Here is a 20,239-nt window from a genome sequence, read left to right on the forward strand (position 1 = left end):
CTCCTTATGCCACATAAGTGTGGCCTACTTTCAATCGAGTACTTGTTCACTTTACTTGAATTTTGAGTCTAGCTCAACCGCTTCAAGCATGAATGGCGATTTTTAGATAAATTGAGTATGATAGAGACAGTTCCATTTGTAAGGAGGAAGACGTTTGAATAGAAACAGCAGTCAAAAGACGTCTTTCCTTGGAGGCGCTGTATTACTATCGATCGCTGCGATTGTGACAAAGATTATTAGCGCAGGGTATCGAATTCCGTTTCAAAACATGGCTGGTGACTTAGGATTTTACGTGTACCAGCAGGTGTATCCATTTTACGGATTCATGACCATCATCTCATTATATGGGTTTCCGCTTGTTCTTTCTAGACAGCTTGCTGAAAATCCTACAAATCAACGGAAGACAACGGGTTTTTATTTTGTTGGGCTGCTTTTATTTTCTATCGTGACGTGTGTTGGAATGGTAATATTGGCCCCGTGGCTCGCTAATTTAATGGGAGATTCTGCACTAACAGGTGTCTTACGCGTAACAGGGCTTTCCTTCTTATTTGTCCCGTTTCTAAGCGTAGCAAGAGGTGCAACTCAAGGACAACATGATATGTTACCTACCGCCATCTCAAATGTGGGGGAGCAACTTAGCAGAGTGACAGCAATCTTACTTATTACATATCTACTAATGAATTCAAGTGCTAATGCCTACCAATTAGGAACAGGTGCAATCTATGGCTCTCTTTTTGGTAGCTTAACAGGTGTTATCCTTTTGTTCACGTTCTTACATAAGCGAGGGATCACACTAGGTATAAATGAGTTGAGGCAGGTATCGTTTGGGCAAATCATAAAGCAAGTGAGCGTACTTTTGGGTCAAAGCGTGTTCATCTGCATGAATGCACTTGTCTTGATTCTTTTTCAATTTGTGGATGTATTCTCTATGATTCACTTGCTCAACGTATTTGGCTTATCTGAACGAGAAGCTTATGAGCTGAAAGGGGTGTATGACCGAGGACAGCCACTAATCCAACTAGGTACGATTCTTGCTACAACCCTTGCATTAGCTCTTGTTCCTGCTATGTCAGAAGCTAGGGTACGCAAAGAGAAGCTGGCCGTATGGCAGTATCAGGATATGTCCTTACGACTTTCCTTTTTAATTGGTGGATCAGCTACAATTGGTATGGTTATCATTATGGAGCCTTTAAACCATATGCTTTTTACAGATATAGAAGGATCGGGATTTCTAAGAGTGTTAGTTTTATCCATTGCTTCAAGCGCCGTTTATTTAACCGTAGCGGCTGTCCTGCAAGGGCTTGGGCGTATTAGAGTACCTGTCATCATTTTAGGAATTGGACTTGTATTAAAGACCATTATAAACATCGCGCTTATTCCGTTGTACGGAGCGATGGGGGCCGCAATGGCTACTACCATTGCAACGACAATCATGTCATGCCTCGGGATCATTGCAATTAAGCGTGCATCAGGTAAGGTTGTGTTACAATTCACTCCCTATGTGGCTTTAGCAATGACGCTTACTGCGCTTGCCGTTGTGACAAGCGCTAGCTATGGATTCATGATACGTTGGACAGAATTAAATATAGGACAAAACCGTATGCATGATGCGGGGTTGGCTTTGGTGCTGAGTGGAATAGGTGGGCTGGTTGTACTCGTATGTCTGCTCATCTTACCTGTCTTTACAACATCTGAGTGGGACCAGATCCCAAAGGTGAAGAAAATTAGAGGATTTTTTATACGTAGGAAGGAATGAAGGAATAGATGGCAAAGATACATATTGTCGGACTTGGTGCGGGTGATTTAGATCAGATGCCAATGGGTCTGTACCGACATCTAAAGGTGGCGCGTAACCTGTTTGTCCGGACAAACGATCATCCGGTATTAACGGAGCTTGCAGAAGAGAACTTAACATGGATCTCTTTTGATAAGATCTATGAAAAGCATGACCAGTTTGAAGCGGTGTATGAAGAGATCACAGAAACGTTATTACAAAAAGCTAAAAAAGAAGACATTACGTATGCGGTACCGGGTCATCCTTTTGTAGCTGAACGTACCATTCAGCTTTTAGTGAAGCACGCAGAGGCTAGTAGTGTAGAGCTACATTTTCTTGGAGGAACAAGCTTTCTTGATTCCATGTATACCGCTCTTAAGATTGATCCAATTGAAGGCAGCCAGATTCTTGATGGAACCCATTTTAAAAGGGATGAATTTCAGCTGACACAGCATCTGATTATTGTGCAGGTGTATGACGCAATGATTGCTTCAGATGTAAAACTGACATTAATGGAGCGTTTACCCGATGAATATGAAGTGGTGGTTGCCACAGCAGTGGGCTCTAAAAATGAAAGCTTGTTGCGTGTACCGCTTCACGAACTTGACCGGGTTACAACGCTTAATAATCTGACAGCTGTGTATGTGCCGCCAGTACGGGACGAGCGTTTGCTAAGAGAGGAATTTGCGACGCTTAGACAGGTGATTGCCACCCTTCGCGGACCAGACGGCTGTCCTTGGGATAAAAAGCAAACGCATGAAAGCTTAAAGCCATATTTGATTGAGGAAGCGTACGAGGTACTCGATGCGATTGATCAGGAAGATGACGAACATTTAGTAGAAGAGCTTGGTGACGTGCTCTTGCAGGTGATGTTGCACGCTCAAATTGGAGAGGATGCAGGTTGGTTCTCTATTCAAGATGTACTGGCTGCTGTAACAAATAAAATGATTCGTCGTCACCCTCATGTGTTCGGAGAGGGTACAGCCAACACAGCAGATGAGGTTCTGACCAACTGGGACGCAATTAAAAAGGAAGAGAAGACGGGCGAAGAGATGGGCTTATTGTTAAACATACCTACTGCACTGCCTGGATTAATGAAGGCTATCGCCCTGCAGAAGGCGGCAGCTAAGGTAGGTTTTGACTGGGGTGATGTAGAACCAATTTGGGATAAGCTTGATGAGGAAGTAAAGGAATGGAAGGATGAGCTTGCAGGCGCTAATAAAGAAAAGATGGAAGCTGAGCTTGGAGATGTTCTTTTCACGATTGCGAATGTGGCTCGCTTTTACAAGCTCGATGCAGAACAGGCTATTGCCCGAACAAATACGAAGTTCAAAAAGCGCTTTGAATACATTGAAGAACGGGTAAAAGAACAAGGTAAACAAATGACCGATCTTGGCCTAGACGAGCTCGAAGCCATCTGGCAGGAAAGTAAACAATACGATTAAAAGGGAGAACAAATGAGATGAGACTAGATAAATTTCTAAAGGTATCACGTTTAATTAAACGCAGAACCCTTGCTAAGGAAGTATGTGATCAAGGAAGAATATCAATTAACGGAAATCAAGCAAAGGCTGGTTCAGATGTAAAAGCAGGGGACGAGCTTGTTGTTCGGTTTGGTCAAAAGCTGGTAACCGTCAAAATCAACGAGGTTCGTGAAACGAGTCGCAAGGACGATGCGGATAACATGTACACTATCGTCAAGGAAGAGCCGGTAAACGGATGATGAAGGCCTTTATCTTTGATATGGATGGAGTCATTGTTAATAGCGAGCCACATCATGTGGAGGTCGAAATCGCAACAGCCAAACGGTACGGTGCGACGATTACAGAAGACGACCTTGCCGAATACACAGGTATGGTAAGTGAGGACATGTGGGGCCGCGTGAAGGAAAAGCACGGCTTAACAGGTGAAATCAAGGACATTCTTACACACGCGCACACAGAAAAACTGAAACGCTTAAAGGAATCGGATCTCACGCCAATTGAAGGAATACCAGGATTAATGCAGAAGCTATCAGAGCGCAATATCCCAATGGCGGTGGCTTCATCATCGCCTCGTGAATACATCGAGGCGGTCCTTCAGAAATTTAACATTGAAGATCATTTTACGTCCGTGATTAGTGGAGAGGAAGTAAACCAGGGCAAGCCGGCTCCAGATATCTATCTTGAAACGGCAGCCGTTCTTGGTATTGATCCAAAAGATTGTGTAGTTTTGGAGGATTCTCATAACGGTGCACGTGCTGCCAAAGCCGCAGGAATGACCTGTATTGGGTATGCTGCACCTGATGCCGGAGATCAGGACTTGTCTATAACTGATACGGTTGTTCAGGCGATTGATGAGATTGATGTAGATCAGCTTTAATATGAAAGAGGGATGTAAATGAAGCCTCATTTGTATGGATCCGTGCATTTGCTTTTTTATCAAGATGATCAAGTATTACTTCTCAAACGAAAAAACACAGGCTTTGAAGACGGGAATTGGAGTGTTGTGGCGGGTAAGATTGATCCGGATGAGGACATGCTTACATCGGTTCAGCGGGAAGCAAAAGAAGAGATCGGTGTGGATGTTGACCGCAATGACATCAAAGTAAGCGGAGTCCTGCACCGTTTATCTGGAACATTAAACTGGGTTGACTTCTTTGTGGAGATCAAGAACTGGTCTGGAACGCCTTATAATGCTGAGCCCGATAAATGCTCGGCACTAGAGTGGTTCAAAGCGAACGAGCTGCCGGATAATACCATTCCATATGTTCTGAATGCAATAACCAAAGACCAATCGTCCATGTGGTATGACAGTGATGGCTTTCGGTAACTAGACGGGAAGTGAGGGCTCCTCATGAAAATAGGGTTAGTCAGACACTTTAAAGTAACACGAGGGTATCCAAAGCAATTGTGGATCTCGAGTCAAGATTTAACAAAGTGGGTAAGTGAGTATGACGAATCAGATGTAGAGGAGATTCCTGTTGATCTAGGGTCTGTGACGTGGAAAAGCTGTTATTCTAGTACTCTACCTCGAGCACGAACAACGGCTGCGACAATCTATCAAGGAAAGATAAAAGAGACGGAGAAGCTACGTGAAATCGATCTTGTCCCTCCGTTTCGGTCTCCATTCCGATTACCGCTTTTTCTCCACCTGATTTTAATTCGGCTTGCATGGCTGTTTAAGCATTCCTCTCAACCAGAGAGTAAATGGGAGACCCGCAGTCGGCTCGATGAAATCCTTAACCAAGCTGAGAAAGAAGGCAAGGATTGCTTGATCGTTAGTCATGGTGGTGTGATGGACATAATGAGGAAGAACTTAAAAAAACGAGGATACAAAGGACCTTATTTTAAAATACCGACAAATGGAAAGCTGTATCTATTTGAAAAATAAACTGTCAACAAGATCTCACTCTAGAGGTCTGTTGACAGTTTTTTCGGTTTGCTTGGAGAAAGATGAATGGTGCCTTGAACTGGTTGCTCGCTCTTCTTTGTCATATACCCTTGCTTATAGTAACTAATGACTTTTGAAGTAACAGCAATCGATAAAACGGAGAAAAAGCCTTTAATCCAGCCAATCGCATATAAACTTGAGGCGACTACCACACAATCAAAGAGAAAGTTTGTTTTACCAGGGTCAAAATCAAAACGCTTCTGTAAAAACAGTGCGAGAATATTCGATCCTCCAAGTGAAGCCTGGTGACGGAATAAGAGACTGAGACCCATTCCAATAACCATCCCTCCCACTAATGCTCCTAACCAATAAGGGATAGAGAAGTCAGGTAAAAACGCATTCATGCTTGTCATCAGCGTTAAGATTGTGACGGATAATATCGTTGTGACTGTGAAGGAAAGCCCCATTCGACTGATCGAAAATAAATAAAATGGGATATTAATGATGAAAAAAAGAAAGGCAAAAGGTAGACCTGTAAGATATGCAATACTCAAAGAAAGCCCTGCTGTACCACCTGTAACAAGATCTGAATGAGTGAGCACAATCACTCCTAATGAAGCTAATAAACAACCAACAAAGATAAGTAACCAGCGTTTCATACACACCGTTCCTCCCACTCGTATTCGCTACAATGCTCCTCCTATTAGCGTATCGAAAGAAACAAAAAGTGCGCATAATACTTTGAAGGAATATCTAACAAAAATCCGACTTTATGAAGTTTTTTATTTTATAATGGAGTAAAAGTGAAGGAGGACCTAGAATGGACCAGATAGATCGCAGAATTATTGCTGCGATACAGGAAGATTCAAGGATGACTGTTAGTGAACTTTCTAAGCTTTTATCCTTAAGTCGTCCAAGTACAGCAGAGCGATTAACGCGGTTGAGAGAAAAAGGAGTGATTGAAGCCTACACAGCACGCATCTCACTTCCGGCTATTGGGAAGGAAATCATGCTGATCATTCAGGTTGCTGGTTTAAAGGTGTCCATTCAAGAGTTTGAAGCAATGATTCAAACGGACGAAGCCATTATTGAGTGTCACCGGGTAACAGGAGAAGTGAGTTACTTTTTAAAGGCAGCCGTAGCAGATATGCATGCGATGACCATGTTGATTGACCGGCTTATACCTTACGGGACGATTAACACTTCTACTGTCCTTAATTCTCCAGTCCCATTTCGCATCATCACTCCCGCTCAAAAGGAGAAATAAATGTGTGTGGCGAATAGAGTAAGTATAAAAGAAAGGGTGTTAAATCATGAAATTCGAAAAAATCCCATACGAACGTCCAGATAAAGAAGAAGTAGGAGAAATATTTGCTGAGCACATTGAGCTTTTTAAAGAATCGGATACAGTGGAAGGACAAATTGAAGCCTTAAAGTCACTGCAGGATTATTCAAACTGGATTGAAACGCAGGCGAATCTGGTTTCAATCCGTCATTCGATTGATACAGAGGATGCATTTTACAAGGCAGAAAAAGAATACATAGATGAAGTCATGCCTGTAATCCAGGAATTTAAAACAGACTATTACCGTGCCCTCATTGATTCGCCGCATCGCGAGCAATTGGAGGAAAGATGGGGAAGTCAGCTGTTTAAGCTTGCTGAGCTAAGTCTCAAAACGTTTAGTCCTGATATTATTCCGGAGCTACAGCTTGAGAACAAGCTGACTACTGAATATGGTCAATTGATTGCTTCAGCAAAAATTGAATTTGAAGGAGAGGAACGTACACTTAGCCAGCTTACACCGTTTGAACAATCGACGGACCGTGACGTACGAAAAAAAGCCTCTGCTGCTAAATTTCAATTCCTTGCCGAGAATGAAGAACAGTTGGATCGTATCTATGATGACCTAGTAAAGGTTCGGCACAAAATGGCGCAGAAGCTTGGGTTTACTAACTTCGTAGAGATGGGTTATGCCCGCATGACAAGAACAGATTATGATGCAGAGATGGTCGCAAACTTTAGGGTTCAAGTGCAAGATGAGATTGTCCCTGTTGCGACTAAGCTTAGAGAGCGCCAGCAACGTCGAATTGAAGTAGAGACTCTCAAGTTCTATGATGAGAATTTTACGTATCAAACCGGGAATCCCACTCCTAAAGGCGATGCAGAATGGATTATAGAAAAAGGGAAGCTTATGTACAAAGAGCTTTCAAAGGAAACAGATGAATTCTTCACGTATATGATTGAAAACAACCTGATGGATCTATTAAGCAAAAAAGGAAAGGAAAGCGGAGGGTACTGTGCATATCTTCCTGAATACGGCTCTCCCTTTATCTTTTCGAACTTTAACGGAACGTCCGGTGACATTGATGTATTAACACACGAGGCGGGCCATGCTTTTCAAGTGTATCAAAGCCGTCATTTAGCTGTACCGGAATATGCATTTCCAACGATGGAGGCAGCTGAAATTCACTCAATGAGTATGGAGTTTTTCGCATGGCCTTGGATGGAGCATTTCTTCAAGGAAGACACAGAGAAGTACAAGTTCGCTCATTTAGCAGATTCAATTTTGTTTATCCCTTATGGGGTAGCCGTTGACGAATTTCAACACTTTGTCTATGCGAATCCAGAAGCGACACCAGCGGAACGCAAGCTTTATTGGAGTAAGCTAGAAAAACGCTATCTCCCGCATCGAAACTACGATGGGAATGCATACCTTGAGGCAGGTGGGTTCTGGCAGCGTCAGTCTCATATCTACCAAGTGCCGTTTTATTATATTGACTACTCGCTTGCACAGATCTGTGCGCTGCAATTCTGGAAGCGGATGAACGACGATCAACAAGCAGCGTGGCAGGATTATTTAAATCTGTGCCAAAAAGGAGGAAGCTTATCCTTCCTTGAACTGGTTAAGGTTGCAGGCTTGAGATCTCCATTTGAAGATGGGTGTGTTGCATCTGTGATTGGTGAGATTGAGGGTTGGTTGGAAGAAGTGAAGGATGAACAATTATAGGTAATCGGCTAGTCTTTAACGAACTCAATCATTCGAGAGGCAAATGATTCTAAATGAATCATTTGCTTTTTTATGTAATTAGAAGTTTATTACTTTATTTTACAGGGAAGGTGAAAAAGGTGGTACTGATCTAATAAAATCCTTTTTACGTTTGGAGTGGTTTGTTTGAAGAAATTGATTATGCTCATAGCAATGATGAGTGTATGGGTTGTAGGTTGTTCATCTAACGCAGATGTGTCTGAAGAGAATGAACCAACGGAAGAAGCTAGGACAGCTGAAGAGGACGAGTCTTCTTCGTTGTCTGAAGAGGTTATATTTGAATATAACCATGAAGGCTTGTCTGATTACGATCTGCAAAGTCTTAGAACAAGTGCGTCTGGTGAAACGTCAGTAATTACGGGTCACGAAGACATCGATCGTGTAAGTGAATATTATACATATGTAATTGATCCGAGTGGCGAGGCCGTTGAAGGTCGAAAATTTGCTCTGGAAGAGGATGTTGAAAGACGATGTGTAGATATGGCGCCTTCGCCAAATGGGCAATACCTTTTATACAATTGTCATGATGAGGGGATCGAATTTTCCGTATATGATCTGGAAAAGGATGAATTGATTCATCAAGCACTTGAGACAGACGATTATGTGGATGAACTGGCGGGTATAACAGATGATTTGGTTGTATATATGGTGACAGATACAATCGATCGAGAGCTGTTCATTACTTTATATGATGTTACGAGCGAAGAAAAAACTGACTTCTTACTAAGTGAGCTGTTGGAGACAGATGACATTTCTCTGAATGGGATTACACCAACGGCTGATGGCTCAAAGGTATTAATTGATACTGTTTTAAAGCTACATTTACTAGATGTTGAGTCAGGAGAAGTGACTGAGTTAGCCAGTGTGGAGGAAGCTGCTGAAGAGTTTGATAGTAATAATATGTTTATTTATTCTGCAACTATGTCCCCCGATGGTAAGTATCTTTATTACCTCATTACTGAGAACCGAGGGAGTGACTCGGCGTTTGAAGAGCATTATATAATGAATCTTGAGAGTGGGGAGACCGATGCGTACGAATCTATCGGACACGATCGAGTAATTGGTTTTGATATAAATGGAAACATGTTGTTAAAGGATGACGATCAGCTAGTTATGCATAATCTTGATACAGAAGAGACAAGAGCCCTTCCGGATGATATCGACTTACGATCTTCAACTGGTTTTCATATTACGATTAACGGAGATTATGTATTCTATACAGATAAGGATAGTGAAGATGACGATACGTATACCTCTCGTTTGTTTCGAGTAGCGCTTGGAGACATCGGAACATATGGAGAATCAGAGTTTAAAGCAGTAGACGTGCGTGAAAGAGACGAGCCTGAGCAAGATGAGATTACGTTGACCGAGCAGAACGCAAATGAAAGAGACGTACTTCGTGAAGTCTTAGAAAGTAGTACACGTGTCATGTATCCAACTGAGTTTCCGGAGACCCTCGACTACCGATTTAACCATACTTCTGAGGAAAGCTACTGGCAGCGAATCAATTTGGATACATCAGAATATGCAAAGGATCAAATAGACTTTAGAGCGTACGTTCATGAAGATGAAGATAGGCAATGTAGATTGGAAGATAATGCAGAAGTTGTTGATACGATGGAAGGATCTGATATCTATTTCTATGAATTTGGAAATGATGATGTAGAGCTATCTGTTAAAATCGACAATATTTGTTATCGGTATGAAGCACGAAAGTACTCACAAGAAGAAATGATTGCGATGGCTAAGTCAATGAAACCAATTGAAGAACCATTTCATGATATGCCAATTGAAGAACAACGTTTTCCAACTCTTCTCCCTATACAGGAGGTAGAGTCGATGGATCCTCGTTTGAGTACTGGCAGAGATGGAGAAATTGATAGCTATTTCCTTGAATATAAAGGGGAAGGCACAGGAGATCTCACTCTTAAGCTAACGATTAAGAATGGAGATGAACCATCTTTCTTTATGAATGAAGAGCATGGTGAGTTTGTTGAATTAGAAGGATGGGAAACAGTATTCTATGTTGATGATTACACGAGTTTACAGTTGTTTGATGGAACCTACTATTATGAAGTAGAATTTGATATAAACAACGACATCCTCCAAGCCTATGGGCCAGAGCATGTAAAAGAAACCTTAATTGAAATTGGAGATTCGTTTCAGTAAATAATTCTAGTGATTGCAATTTCCTATAACAGGGTAAACAAAAAACATAGGTATCAACCTAACCAAAAGTGAGGAGGATATCTATGTTAAATCGCTTAGAGCGAGAACTGTTTCACCGAGAGCTAGAGTTCCTCAAAACGCTAAAGGGTAAGGCGACAAATGAACATAGTCGCTTTTCAGCAGCGATTGAGGAGGAGATTACACATCTAGAACAGGTTCTCGAGGAAACAGAGATGCAAGTACTGGATTAGTTAATGGACGGAGGTCTTTACTCCGTCCTACATACCTTTCTTATAACCGAGGCAGATTCACTCCTCACGTAAGGTTGGTATCTAATTCTTTTCGCTCTAAGTGTTATATCAAGTACACACTCTGTGTGCTTGATTTTTTTTTACATGTACTCAAGCATTATTCCATAGCATGATAGAATAGATCTAAGACGATGCAGGAGGGAACCTATGAAGCCAAAGAACAAAAACTGGGTCATTCTTATAGTTGGTGCAAGCGTTATTCTCATCGCTACAGTTCTAGTGTTTATCCAGATTAGTCGGAATCATCAGGAAAATATGAGGATCATTGACGAGTGTTTTGAACGATTTGATGAGGGAAACGGAGTGGTTGTTCAAAAAGAAGGATTCTGGTCCCCTGTTACATGTGAGAAGCAGTAGCCTTTGGTACTGCTTTTTTTCTTTGCAATTGAGAAAATCCTTGTTATAATTAAGAATGAGAATCATTTTTAATGAGAAGATCGGTAAATAAAGGATCAATGCACCAATTGGAGGGATCGTTGTGGCGAATCACGAAGAGGTTTTTGATGTGACCATTATAGGCGGTGGACCGGCTGGATTATACAGTGCGTTTTATAGTGGAATGCGCGATATGAAAACGAAAATCGTTGAGTATCAACCACAGCTGGGTGGTAAGATCTTGCTTTATCCAGAGAAGATCATCTGGGATATTGGAGGACTTCCTCCCACTCCAGGTCAACAGGTCCTGACTAACTTAAATGAACAGGCTCGAACCTTCGAACCAACCATTTGCTTAAACGAGCAAATTCAAACGCTAACAAGACGCGCGGATGGCATTTTTTTACTAAAAGGCTCATCAGGTGAAACGCATTATTCAAAAAGTATTGTATTGGCTGTTGGACATGGTATTTTCAAAACAGCTAAGCTTGAAATTGAAGGTGCTGACCGCTATGAGGTAACGAACCTTCATTACACGGTGCAGCAGCTTGATACGTTTAGAGGGAAGCATGTCGTCATCTCTGGGGGCGGAAACTCTGCTGTGGATTGGGCAAATGCTCTTGAACCGTTGGCTGCAAGTGTAAAGGTTGTTCACCGCAGAGATGAATTTGGCGGTCATGAAAGCAATGTAAACCAAATGAAAGCTTCGTCTGTTGAAGTCTTCGCACCTTATTGCTTAGAGGAGCTGCACGGGGATGCAGCAGGTAAAGCCATTGAGCGTGTTACGTTAAAGCACTTAGAAACCGAGGTATGCACGGAGTATCCTGTAGATGCAGTCATCGTAAATCATGGGTATAAGATGGATCTAGATTTTCTGTTAGAGAGTCCGCTTCAGTTTGAAACAAATGAAGGAATTTTAACCGTTAATGAAAAGATGGAAACAAGCGTTCCAGGCGTCTTTGCAGCTGGTGACTTAGTCAGTAACGACGGGAAGCTGCGACTGATTGCAGGCGCGTATGTGGATGGAGCCAAAGCCATTAATCAGGCGAAGGTATTTATCGAGCCCGAGGCAACAGCACAAGCCTATGTTTCCTCTCATAATGAGCGATTCAAGGAAAAGAATGAAGAGATCCTCAAAAAAGACCAGCTTGTTACTGCTGGAACAGAATAAGAAAAGAAGAGACGCGCAGCACGCGCGTCTCTTCTTTTGCCTGCGAGTTATCGCACCTGAAAGGTCTTACAATCCGTTTCGGCGGATTCTTTTGCCTTTGATTTATCGTGATGATTCACCACGTAAATCTCCGTTGCCCCACAATGGTTATCTCCAGCCCAGTGCATGCAGCTTGAAACTTCACAAAGGATTTGTTGCGCCATGGTATTCCCTCCTGTTCTGATCTTTGGCCACCAGGAAAGAAAGAGACAGTACCCATATTCTCTTCACCATTTTTGATATATATTCATACACGTTTCTATGCCATAATAAACTTACATAGCTAGTTAGAAAAAGAGAGGGGGGAGAAAAGGTGTTTGAAGCAGTCATTGATTTTCTGAGGGATTTTGGCGCCTGGGGGTTGTTTATTCATTCCTTTGCTGATGCCATTATCTTTCCAATTCCGGCATTTTTCCTTCAAGTCTCCCTTAGTTTATTAAACCCTGCAGACGCGATTTGGCTCGCAACGGTGGGATATGTGGCATGTATGCTTGGAACCCCCGTTGGGTACTTTATTGGGCATTTTCTCGGGGATTCAGTCCTCCAACGTCTACTAAAAAAGGATGCGTTAGCGAAAGCACAAACACTTTTTACAAAGAACGGAGAAGCTGCGATCTTAATAGGAGCATTCACACCAATTCCCTTTAAAGTGTTTACAATTATGGCGGGGGCCATGAAGTTTTCTTTATGGAAGCTAATTGGGTATGCAGCTCTTGGCCGAGCCGTTAAATTTTATGCAGTTGGATTTCTGTTTTACTTTTACGGGAGAGCAGCAGAGAATTTAATTGACTCCTACTTAACCTATATCTTCTTGGGAATTGCCGTACTTCTTCTTATTGGTATTTACATGAAGCGCAAAATACAAAAGAATCGCTCCCAAGAGGCAGACATACAAAAGGAAAATGGATAACAAAATGGCGAACCCCTGCGGAGAGGATTCGCCATATTTGTGTTTTACGATAAACTTACACTTGAGTGCGAAAACGTTCAAGGAAATTCTTAAGTCGCTCGCTCTTAGGGTTGTCGAGCACATCGCTTGGTTTACCGTGCTCAACAAGCTTGCCATCAGCTATAAAAACAATTCGATCTGAAACCTGCCACGCAAAGTCCATCTCATGCGTAACAAGAATCATCGACATATCCCCTTGCTGTGCAAGGTCTTTTATAACTTCTAGTACTTCACCAACAAGCTCCGGGTCAAGCGCGGAGGTTGGCTCATCAAACAGCATGATCTTAGGCTGCATGACAAGTGCACGGGCGATTGCCACACGTTGTTGCTGTCCCCCTGAAAGTTGAATAGGGTAATTGTCTACCTTGTCACCGAGTCCAACCTTTTCGAGCATTTGAGTTGCTCGTGCTTCGGCTTCTTTTTTAGATATGCCAAGGACGTGAATGGGTGCCTCCGTGCAGTTGCGCAAGATCGTCATATGAGGGAAAAGGTTAAAATGCTGAAACACCATTCCGACGTTGGAGCGAACCTTTCGTAAATGCTTTTCGTCCGCATCGACCATTTTACCTTTTGCCTGCATCTTCCACAGATTTTCACCCTCCACGATAATATCACCCGCGGTCGGTTTTTCAAGAGTCATTAACATTCGTATAATGGTTGTTTTACCGGAACCACTTGGACCGATAATGGATACAATTTCACCTGGATCAACATCCAGCGTAAAATCTTTCATCACTTCTAATTCATCAAAGGATTTACCGAGTCCTTTAAATTGTACAATAGGTTGTGTCATGCGGATGCCTGCTCCTTTTCAACTTTTTTGGCTTTTCTTTGGATTCGATTATTCATACGTTTTTCTGCATAGCCGACTAAGAGAGAGGATGGATAGCTAAGAAGTAGGAATAACAAACCTACGATCGTATACACCTCTGTATATTGAAAGTTCGACGCACCCAGCTCACGAGCCGCTGCAAGCATTTCATAAACAGAGATCGCCATGAGGAGTGGCGTTTCTTTAAATAACACAATTAAATAGTTCCCCATCATCGGAATAACCGGAGGGATCGCCTGTGGCAGAATAACCTTTATCCATGTTTTTGGACGACTGAAGTTTAGTGCCCGGCTCGCTTCCCATTGCCCTTTTGGAACCGAGTTAATCCCCGAACGATAAATCTCCGATAAGTATGTAGCATAGTGAATACCGAGTGTCGCAATTCCAGCTGTTACCGCGCTCATCGATACACCGACTACAGGAATTTGTGGCCACGCGTAATATACAAAAAACAACTGAACAAGTGGCGGAGTACTTCTTACAAATTGTACAAATCCATATACGGTCCATGCAAGAGGCTTAAAAGAAGACCTGCCTAACAGTGTCAGTACGAGTCCAAACACAACGGAGACCAGATATGCGCCGAGCGTAATACCCAAGGTGACAAACATTGCACGAAAAATCACAGGAAAGGCGTCTATAGCAACCTGCCAGTCGATCATGTGCTAGCCACCCCCCTTGATGCCCGCTTCTCAAAGTATTTAGAGAGAAGAATAAGTGGTAAGGCAATTAAAAAGTACGTAACAAGAAGAATAGCAAAAACAGGAAGAGCACTACTGTAATCGGCTCCACGTAAATTTTGTCCCCAATACATCATATCTTGAAGAGTAATTAACGCAACTAAAGAGGTTCCTTTTAGCAGCTCAATTGAATTATTTGTTAAACCAGGTATCATCGTTCGAAAGGCTTGCGGGAGAATCACTCGAAACATCTGTTGTGTTCTTGTCATGTTTAAAGCAATCCCTGCTTCTGTTTGCCCCTTTGGCACAGACAAAATCGCACTTCTCACAATTTCAGAGCCATAAGCACCATAGTTTAATCCTAAAGTGACGACCCCGGCAACAAATGGATCTAGACGGATTCCGAAGGCTTCAGGTAACACAAAAAATAACCAAAACAATTGAATTAATAAGGACGTACCCCGAAAAAACTCTACATAAATCATCGTACCAATACGAACAAACTTGTATTTCGATACTCTTGAAATACCAGCAATAAACGCAACGGTAAATGCCAAAGCTGTTGCCGTTAACAGAAGTGAAACGGTTGTGGGCAATCCTCGCATAAGTACTTGTACAATATCTACTGCGCTCAAATGGTGTTCACTCCTAACGGTTCATTTAAATAAAACAGGGATACCTCGTTGTACGGTTTACGTCTTAGAGATATCCCCCTGATCCATTTAGTTTTGTTTATTATCCTGCACAAAGCTCCTCAGTGGTCATATCGTTCACCATATTATCTTCAGTGAAACCAAATGGCTCCATAATCTCTAAGATTCTGCCAGACTCTTTTAATTCTTCTAGCTTCTCGTTGTATGCATCTTTAAATTCCTCATCGTCTGGATGAAAAACAGCAGCTCCATATCCATATACTTCTTCACCGTTAATGACCGGCTGTTCAAAGTTTTCAACAATCTCAACATTCTCATCATCCTGATCTTGAAGGGCAGTACGTAACGTAAGGTCAGTCATCGTAATGGCGTCTGTACGACCCGAGGATAGAGCGGAAATATTATCAGTAATACTTGAAACCTGTTCAATCTGTGAATTATCAACGCCCATTTCTCTGAGATATTCAATCTCAATCGCTCCAGACATAACGGTGACTGTAAGATCTGGATTATCAGCAATATCCTGATAGCTGGTTATATTATGCGGATTTCCAGGTTGAACAGCTAGACCCTCACCAATCCGATAATCTGGTTCAGAAAATAAGGCATTCTCACAACGGTCAGGTGTGACATACACACCAGCTGTTACAACATCAAAGTTTCTTGAATTTACCCCGTTAATGAGCGCGTCAAATTCCACTACGCTACCTTCAAGCTCATCAACCCCTAGCTCACTAAACACAGCTCTTGCAACTTCTACGGAGGCCCCGGTTACTCCGCCGTCAGCTTCCTCATACCCATATGGACGTTCGTTTGCTACGCCTACCTGTACTGTTCCATTTTCTTGAATGTTCTCTAGCGTGTCGCCGCCAACACTAGAACATGCACTAAGAATAGCAACAGAAAGCAAGCCTGATAGTATGTAACCTGTTTTTACGTTCAAAAAACCAATCCCTTCATATATGGTAATTTTGTTAAAAACACTCTTACTTAGTTAATTTTCCTACGATTTGCACTTATTTAGCGTATCAAAACTTAATTGGGATGACAAAAGCACTAAGAGAGCATATAAGCGAATTATGTTGCTTTTTAGCGTGTTAAGAGAGAGGGATACATACTATTCATAGATTAAGCATGTAATATCGTCCGAATCATCTGAATTGCTAATTAATAAAAGTGATTTGAAAGGCATTCATTTTAAATATGAATCTACCTATACCCGTTGTTTAAACAATGCAAACATAATTTTCAGAAAAATTGGCGGGTCGTTCAAATGAGAGGGTCATTTCAGGATTGATGGGTTCATATAATGTCATACGGAGGTTTGTATATGCCTAATAAATCGATACAAATTAAGACAACAACACATCAGTTGACGCTCTATGAGAATGGCCAAGCGATTAAGACGTATCCGGTTGCGATAGGAAAGGTTGCAACGATGACTCCGTATGGACAATTTACGATTGTAAATAAACAAGCGAATCCAGGCGGTTCATTTGGAGCGTTTTGGCTGGGATTGTCTAAACCCCACTACGGAATCCATGGAACAAATGATCCATCCTCCATTGGAAAGTCCGTTTCTCACGGCTGCGTGCGCATGTACAATGAGGATGTAGTGGAGCTATCAAAGCAAGTATTTGTAGGTACACCCGTTTCAATTATTCCATAACAAGAAGAACCGATAAGGAAGGTTGGCTCGTCGGTTCTTCTGCTTCCTCGTCACTATGTTTACAGCAGGAGGAACGGGGAACATATATAATAGTTAGATTTATATAACAGGAGATGGTCTAAATGGGACACTATATAGAAGTTGACGAACATGTAAACGTATATGTTGAGGACGTGGGCGAAGGCACACCTATTCTTTTTCTTCACGGATGGCCAGTTAGCCATAAGATGTTTGAGTATCAACAAATTGAACTACCAAAGCATGGCTACCGTTTCTTAGGAATGGACTTACGTGGCTACGGGAAATCCGATGCGCCATGGAGTGGATATGATTACGACACGATGGCAGCAGACGTTGATAAAGTTGTACGGGCGCTTGACTTACAAGATGTTGTACTCGTTGGTTTCTCCATGGGTGGCCCGATTGCCATTCGTTATTTGGCAAAGTATAAAGAAAACCCTGTTCAGAAGCTAGTCTTGCTTGGTGCAGCTGCACCTCTTTTCACACAGCGAGATGAATACCCTCATGGTCTCGAGAAGTCTGGAGTAGACGACATAATTGCAAATCTCAAGGCAGATCGACCAGGAATGCTTAAAGACTTTGGTGGGATGTTCTTTCACCAAGACATGTCGGAAGCTTTCTCTGAATGGTTCCTAAACCTAGGACTTACAGCGTCGCCTCATGCTACCATTCATTCAGCTCATGCATTACGAGATGAGGATGGACGAGTTGATCTAGCAAGTGTGCATGTTCCAACGTTGATTCTCCACGGTAAACATGATGAGATTTGTCCGTTTGAATTCACTTCGTTTATGGAGGAAGGGATTGCTGAAGCCACTGTTGTTCCATTTGAAAATAGTGGACATGGCTTAGTGTTTGAAGAAAAAGAGAAGGTAAATCATGAGATACTGCAATTCTTAAAAGGATAAGATGGGTGAAGCTGTGAGCCGAAGTGCTGCAGCTTTTCCCTCTGCATAAGGGCTTGTTCTAATTCACTCCCTCCCAACATATAGTGAACTACTAAGTTGTTGGAGGGAGATACGGATGGATCAGTTTGAATTCGGCACACCAATGGGCAGAGCAAGTGAATCCAAGGATCACGATATTACGTTAAAAGGACGTAAACAGCTTGATATTACGGGTGTCAAACAAGTAGAAAGCTTTGATAATGAAGAATTCTTAATGGAAACAACGATGGGTTTTTTATCGGTTAAAGGCCAAAATCTTCATATGAAAAACTTAAATGTCGAGCAAGGACTCGTCTCAATAGAAGGTAAGATACATGACATGATTTATCTAGATCATTCCGGTCCAGATAAGTCCAAAGGATTTCTAGGGAAGTTATTTAAGTGACGTTAACCATACAGCTTCAGACCATGTTATCGATGCTGGCTATGGGTGCGTGTTTAGGTGCCTCATTGGATACGTACGGAAAACTCACTCGCCGCCCACACGCTTTTAGCTGGGTGGTTGCAGTGAGGGACTTCCTGTTCTGGTGTTGCTTGGCACTGATCGTCTTTTATGTGCTATTCCTATCAAACATGGGAGAGCTACGTTTTTATGTGTTTTGTGCTTTATTATGTGGCTATGCCACATATAGAGCCCTTTTACAACGAATCTTTAACTACTTACTGGACAGGCTCATTGCTTTAGTTGTTGGGATTGTCCGTTTTACGAATAAAAGCTTGTATTACGTTATTGTTAAGCCGATAAAATGGATATTGTATCTAATCCTAAGCTTTTGTATGATGATAGTAACGATCGTTTGGAAGATTTGTCTAATCCTATTTTTGATCATTTGGAGACCACTCGAGTGGTTGATGCGGCCAATCAATCGAATAATCGGGGATACAAAGCTTTGGCGGAGGTTACAACCTTTTTTTCAAAAAATAAAGGAGGTTGTCCGTTCGGTATGGAAGAAGAAAGACAAGAGGTGATCATGAATGGCCAACAGAAAACCTACTATAAGAGAATTAGATTCAGCTTATATTAAGCAACGTGAGCAAGAAAAGCAGTTACAGCTTAAGCGTAAGCGGGGGTTAATGAGACGACTGACAGTGCTTGGATTTGTTGGTTTCATTATACTTGGTATTGTATCAGCAACATTAATTACCCAGGCCAAGTCCATTAGTGAAAAGAAAGAAGAACAGGCAGCATTAAAAGAAGATCATGACGCCCTTATAGCAGAACAGGAAAAACTTGAACAGGATATCCGGAATTATAATAATCCTGATTATATTGGAGAAGTTCTAAGAAGGGATTATTTTTTGACACGTCCTGGAGAAACATTATATAAATTACCAGAATCATCATCAGATTGACACCTTTTTTTGCTTTCGGTTATACTATATTTCAAAGTGATTTTTTTACAGATATCTAAGGAGGATCTATCTTTTCATGTCAATTGAAGCAGGCAGCAAGGTGCAGGGCAAAGTGACGGGCATTACACATTTCGGTGCATTCGTAGAACTACCGGGCGGAACAACTGGACTTGTTCATATTAGTGAAGTGGCTGATAACTATGTCAAAGACATTAATGAGTTTTTGAAGGTTGGCCAGGAAGTCCTGGTGAAAGTTGTAAACGTTGAGAAAGACGGAAAAATTGGTTTATCAATTAGAAAGGCTCAAGATCGCCCGGCTAGTGCGCCAGACAAGGCTTCACGTCCTAGTCCTGCCTCACGCCCCTCCAGACCATTTAATAATAGTCGACCTCAAGGAGGAAACCGCAGTCAAAGAGGAAATGTTAGGCAAACCGTTACGTTTGAAGATAAGGTTAGTCGCTTCTTAAAGGATAGCGAAGAACGTTTAACCACAATTAAGCGTCAAACCGAATCTAAACGTGGAGGACGCGGTGCAAAAAGAGGCTAAACTGCTGTTTTGATAAGCTCCTTATAGAATAGACAAAAGAGACAGATCATGAATCTGTCTTTTTTTATGTAAAAAATGATTGACTTGCCCAGCAGATGAGGGTATATTTAACCTTGTCGTCATTTTCAAGTGACACACGAGGCGGTGTAGCTCAGCTGGCTAGAGCGTACGGTTCATACCCGTGAGGTCGGGGGTTCGATCCCCTCCGCCGCTATAATGGTAAGACGTAAGAAAGATCGGCAGGATGATTCCTGTCGATCTTTTTTTGTCGTTTCAAGAAAAACCCGCTAGTATGCTAGTTTCACAATGATTTTAAAGTTAAACAGAAAA

Annotated in this window: 23 protein-coding genes, 1 tRNA gene and 1 pseudogene; 19 read left to right on the forward strand and 6 right to left on the reverse strand. The window is 42.0% G+C overall.

Features of this window, described 5'->3' with window-relative positions:
- Window positions 1–154 precede the first annotated feature (154 nt).
- From NSQ54_00390 to NSQ54_00415, 6 genes and pseudogenes are all read left to right on the forward strand, one after another.
- The gene (locus NSQ54_00390; GenBank protein ID WYP26630.1) at window positions 155–1,756 is read left to right on the forward strand and encodes a polysaccharide biosynthesis protein; all 1,602 of its coding nucleotides are present in this window, start codon (window positions 155–157) and stop codon (window positions 1,754–1,756) included.
- Window positions 1,757–1,764: 8 nt separating this feature from the next.
- On the forward strand, window positions 1,765–3,219 hold the full coding sequence (gene mazG / locus NSQ54_00395; protein ID WYP26631.1) for a nucleoside triphosphate pyrophosphohydrolase: 1,455 nt from the start codon (window positions 1,765–1,767) through the stop codon (window positions 3,217–3,219).
- Between the two features lie 17 nt (window positions 3,220–3,236).
- Window positions 3,237–3,516, forward strand: a pseudogene (locus NSQ54_00400) (RNA-binding S4 domain-containing protein).
- Complete coding sequence (locus NSQ54_00405) at window positions 3,497–4,135, forward strand: HAD family phosphatase (protein ID WYP26632.1); 639 nt, start codon at window positions 3,497–3,499, stop codon at window positions 4,133–4,135. Before NSQ54_00400 ends, NSQ54_00405 begins: the two are co-directional and overlap by 20 nt.
- 18 nt (window positions 4,136–4,153) lie before the next feature.
- Window positions 4,154–4,585, forward strand: coding sequence for an NUDIX domain-containing protein (locus NSQ54_00410; GenBank protein ID WYP26633.1), 432 nt, complete (start codon window positions 4,154–4,156; stop codon window positions 4,583–4,585).
- Window positions 4,586–4,609: 24 nt separating this feature from the next.
- A complete protein-coding gene (locus NSQ54_00415) occupies window positions 4,610–5,146 on the forward strand; it encodes a phosphoglycerate mutase family protein (protein WYP26634.1) in 537 nt (178 codons plus the stop codon).
- Between the two features lie 20 nt (window positions 5,147–5,166).
- Here the strand turns inward: NSQ54_00415 and NSQ54_00420 are convergent, their stop codons facing one another.
- Window positions 5,167–5,805, reverse strand: a complete 639-nt coding sequence (locus NSQ54_00420) for a YitT family protein (protein WYP26635.1) — start codon at window positions 5,803–5,805, stop codon at window positions 5,167–5,169.
- Window positions 5,806–5,966: 161 nt separating this feature from the next.
- Here NSQ54_00420 and NSQ54_00425 point away from each other — a divergent pair, with 161 nt between their 5' ends.
- The 6 genes from NSQ54_00425 (at window position 5,967) to NSQ54_00450 (ending at window position 12,219) form a co-directional block, all read left to right on the forward strand.
- A complete protein-coding gene (locus tag NSQ54_00425; GenBank protein ID WYP26636.1) occupies window positions 5,967–6,413 on the forward strand; it encodes an Lrp/AsnC family transcriptional regulator in 447 nt (148 codons plus the stop codon).
- Window positions 6,414–6,459: 46 nt separating this feature from the next.
- Window positions 6,460–8,154 (forward strand): M3 family oligoendopeptidase, encoded by a 1,695-nt coding sequence (locus tag NSQ54_00430; protein ID WYP26637.1) that lies wholly within the window; start codon window positions 6,460–6,462, stop codon window positions 8,152–8,154.
- Window positions 8,155–8,319: 165 nt separating this feature from the next.
- Entirely contained in the window at window positions 8,320–10,362 is a 2,043-nt protein-coding gene (locus NSQ54_00435; GenBank protein WYP26638.1) for a hypothetical protein, read from the forward strand.
- A gap of 83 nt (window positions 10,363–10,445) precedes the next feature.
- The gene (locus tag NSQ54_00440; protein WYP26639.1) at window positions 10,446–10,613 is read left to right on the forward strand and encodes a hypothetical protein; all 168 of its coding nucleotides are present in this window, start codon (window positions 10,446–10,448) and stop codon (window positions 10,611–10,613) included.
- 207 nt (window positions 10,614–10,820) lie between these two features.
- Window positions 10,821–11,030, forward strand: a complete 210-nt coding sequence (locus tag NSQ54_00445; protein ID WYP26640.1) for a hypothetical protein — start codon at window positions 10,821–10,823, stop codon at window positions 11,028–11,030.
- Between the two features lie 121 nt (window positions 11,031–11,151).
- Window positions 11,152–12,219 (forward strand): NAD(P)/FAD-dependent oxidoreductase, encoded by a 1,068-nt coding sequence (locus NSQ54_00450; GenBank protein WYP26641.1) that lies wholly within the window; start codon window positions 11,152–11,154, stop codon window positions 12,217–12,219.
- Window positions 12,220–12,266: 47 nt separating this feature from the next.
- Here the strand turns inward: NSQ54_00450 and NSQ54_00455 are convergent, their stop codons facing one another.
- Window positions 12,267–12,422, reverse strand: coding sequence for a DUF1540 domain-containing protein (locus NSQ54_00455; protein ID WYP26642.1), 156 nt, complete (start codon window positions 12,420–12,422; stop codon window positions 12,267–12,269).
- 149 nt (window positions 12,423–12,571) lie between these two features.
- Here NSQ54_00455 and NSQ54_00460 point away from each other — a divergent pair, with 149 nt between their 5' ends.
- Window positions 12,572–13,168: a VTT domain-containing protein gene (locus NSQ54_00460; GenBank protein WYP26643.1), complete on the forward strand. Its 597-nt coding sequence runs from the start codon at window positions 12,572–12,574 to the stop codon at window positions 13,166–13,168.
- 55 nt (window positions 13,169–13,223) lie between these two features.
- Here NSQ54_00460 and ehuA read toward each other — a convergent pair whose 3' ends face one another.
- The 4 genes from ehuA to ehuB form a co-directional block, all read right to left on the reverse strand.
- Window positions 13,224–14,000: an ectoine/hydroxyectoine ABC transporter ATP-binding protein EhuA gene (gene ehuA / locus NSQ54_00465; protein ID WYP26644.1), complete on the reverse strand. Its 777-nt coding sequence runs from the start codon at window positions 13,998–14,000 to the stop codon at window positions 13,224–13,226.
- The gene (gene ehuD, locus NSQ54_00470; protein WYP26645.1) at window positions 13,997–14,701 is read right to left on the reverse strand and encodes an ectoine/hydroxyectoine ABC transporter permease subunit EhuD; all 705 of its coding nucleotides are present in this window, start codon (window positions 14,699–14,701) and stop codon (window positions 13,997–13,999) included. The genes ehuA and ehuD overlap by 4 nt, the downstream gene beginning before the upstream one ends.
- Window positions 14,698–15,354, reverse strand: a complete 657-nt coding sequence (gene ehuC, locus NSQ54_00475) for an ectoine/hydroxyectoine ABC transporter permease subunit EhuC (protein ID WYP26646.1) — start codon at window positions 15,352–15,354, stop codon at window positions 14,698–14,700. The genes ehuD and ehuC overlap by 4 nt, the downstream gene beginning before the upstream one ends.
- A gap of 100 nt (window positions 15,355–15,454) precedes the next feature.
- Entirely contained in the window at window positions 15,455–16,315 is an 861-nt protein-coding gene (gene ehuB / locus NSQ54_00480; GenBank protein ID WYP26647.1) for an ectoine/hydroxyectoine ABC transporter substrate-binding protein EhuB, read from the reverse strand.
- A gap of 387 nt (window positions 16,316–16,702) precedes the next feature.
- Between ehuB and NSQ54_00485 the strand changes: the two genes are divergently transcribed.
- The 6 genes from NSQ54_00485 to NSQ54_00510 all read left to right on the forward strand — a co-directional run bounded on the left by NSQ54_00485 (window position 16,703) and on the right by NSQ54_00510 (window position 20,123).
- Window positions 16,703–17,041 (forward strand): L,D-transpeptidase, encoded by a 339-nt coding sequence (locus NSQ54_00485; protein ID WYP26648.1) that lies wholly within the window; start codon window positions 16,703–16,705, stop codon window positions 17,039–17,041.
- Between the two features lie 122 nt (window positions 17,042–17,163).
- Window positions 17,164–17,970 carry an alpha/beta hydrolase gene (locus NSQ54_00490; protein ID WYP26649.1) on the forward strand — a complete coding sequence of 269 codons (807 nt, stop codon included), beginning with the start codon at window positions 17,164–17,166 and terminating at the stop codon, window positions 17,968–17,970.
- A gap of 115 nt (window positions 17,971–18,085) precedes the next feature.
- The gene (yabP, locus tag NSQ54_00495) at window positions 18,086–18,394 is read left to right on the forward strand and encodes a sporulation protein YabP (GenBank protein WYP26650.1); all 309 of its coding nucleotides are present in this window, start codon (window positions 18,086–18,088) and stop codon (window positions 18,392–18,394) included.
- A 590-nt stretch (window positions 18,395–18,984) separates the two neighbouring features.
- Window positions 18,985–19,362, forward strand: a complete 378-nt coding sequence (locus NSQ54_00500; protein WYP26651.1) for a septum formation initiator family protein — start codon at window positions 18,985–18,987, stop codon at window positions 19,360–19,362.
- 76 nt (window positions 19,363–19,438) lie between these two features.
- On the forward strand, window positions 19,439–19,909 hold the full coding sequence (locus NSQ54_00505) for a S1 domain-containing RNA-binding protein (protein ID WYP26652.1): 471 nt from the start codon (window positions 19,439–19,441) through the stop codon (window positions 19,907–19,909).
- Window positions 19,910–20,049: 140 nt separating this feature from the next.
- A tRNA-Met gene (locus NSQ54_00510) sits at window positions 20,050–20,123 on the forward strand.
- Window positions 20,124–20,239: the final 116 nt, after the last annotated feature.

Source organism: Alkalihalobacillus sp. FSL W8-0930 (assembly GCA_037965595.1).
Taxonomy (GTDB): Bacteria; Bacillota; Bacilli; order Bacillales; family Bacillaceae_D; genus Alkalicoccobacillus.

Excerpts from the sequence above, each read along its gene's own strand:
- mazG (WYP26631.1), top strand. The coding sequence starts at position 1,765 with ATGGCAAAGATACATATTGTCGGACTTGGTGCGGGTGATTTAGATCAG.
- NSQ54_00405 (WYP26632.1), top strand. The coding sequence starts at position 3,497 with ATGAAGGCCTTTATCTTTGATATGGATGGAGTCATTGTTAATAGCGAG.
- NSQ54_00410 (WYP26633.1), top strand. The coding sequence starts at position 4,154 with ATGAAGCCTCATTTGTATGGATCCGTGCATTTGCTTTTTTATCAAGAT.
- NSQ54_00415 (WYP26634.1), top strand. The coding sequence starts at position 4,610 with ATGAAAATAGGGTTAGTCAGACACTTTAAAGTAACACGAGGGTATCCA.
- NSQ54_00420 (WYP26635.1), bottom strand. The coding sequence starts at position 5,805 with ATGAAACGCTGGTTACTTATCTTTGTTGGTTGTTTATTAGCTTCATTA.
- NSQ54_00425 (WYP26636.1), top strand. The coding sequence starts at position 5,967 with ATGGACCAGATAGATCGCAGAATTATTGCTGCGATACAGGAAGATTCA.
- NSQ54_00430 (WYP26637.1), top strand. The coding sequence starts at position 6,460 with ATGAAATTCGAAAAAATCCCATACGAACGTCCAGATAAAGAAGAAGTA.
- NSQ54_00440 (WYP26639.1), top strand. The coding sequence starts at position 10,446 with ATGTTAAATCGCTTAGAGCGAGAACTGTTTCACCGAGAGCTAGAGTTC.
- NSQ54_00445 (WYP26640.1), top strand. The coding sequence starts at position 10,821 with ATGAAGCCAAAGAACAAAAACTGGGTCATTCTTATAGTTGGTGCAAGC.
- NSQ54_00455 (WYP26642.1), bottom strand. The coding sequence starts at position 12,422 with ATGGCGCAACAAATCCTTTGTGAAGTTTCAAGCTGCATGCACTGGGCT.
- ehuA (WYP26644.1), bottom strand. The coding sequence starts at position 14,000 with ATGACACAACCTATTGTACAATTTAAAGGACTCGGTAAATCCTTTGAT.
- ehuD (WYP26645.1), bottom strand. The coding sequence starts at position 14,701 with ATGATCGACTGGCAGGTTGCTATAGACGCCTTTCCTGTGATTTTTCGT.
- NSQ54_00485 (WYP26648.1), top strand. The coding sequence starts at position 16,703 with ATGCCTAATAAATCGATACAAATTAAGACAACAACACATCAGTTGACG.
- NSQ54_00490 (WYP26649.1), top strand. The coding sequence starts at position 17,164 with ATGGGACACTATATAGAAGTTGACGAACATGTAAACGTATATGTTGAG.
- yabP (WYP26650.1), top strand. The coding sequence starts at position 18,086 with ATGGATCAGTTTGAATTCGGCACACCAATGGGCAGAGCAAGTGAATCC.
- NSQ54_00500 (WYP26651.1), top strand. The coding sequence starts at position 18,985 with ATGGCCAACAGAAAACCTACTATAAGAGAATTAGATTCAGCTTATATT.
- NSQ54_00505 (WYP26652.1), top strand. The coding sequence starts at position 19,439 with ATGTCAATTGAAGCAGGCAGCAAGGTGCAGGGCAAAGTGACGGGCATT.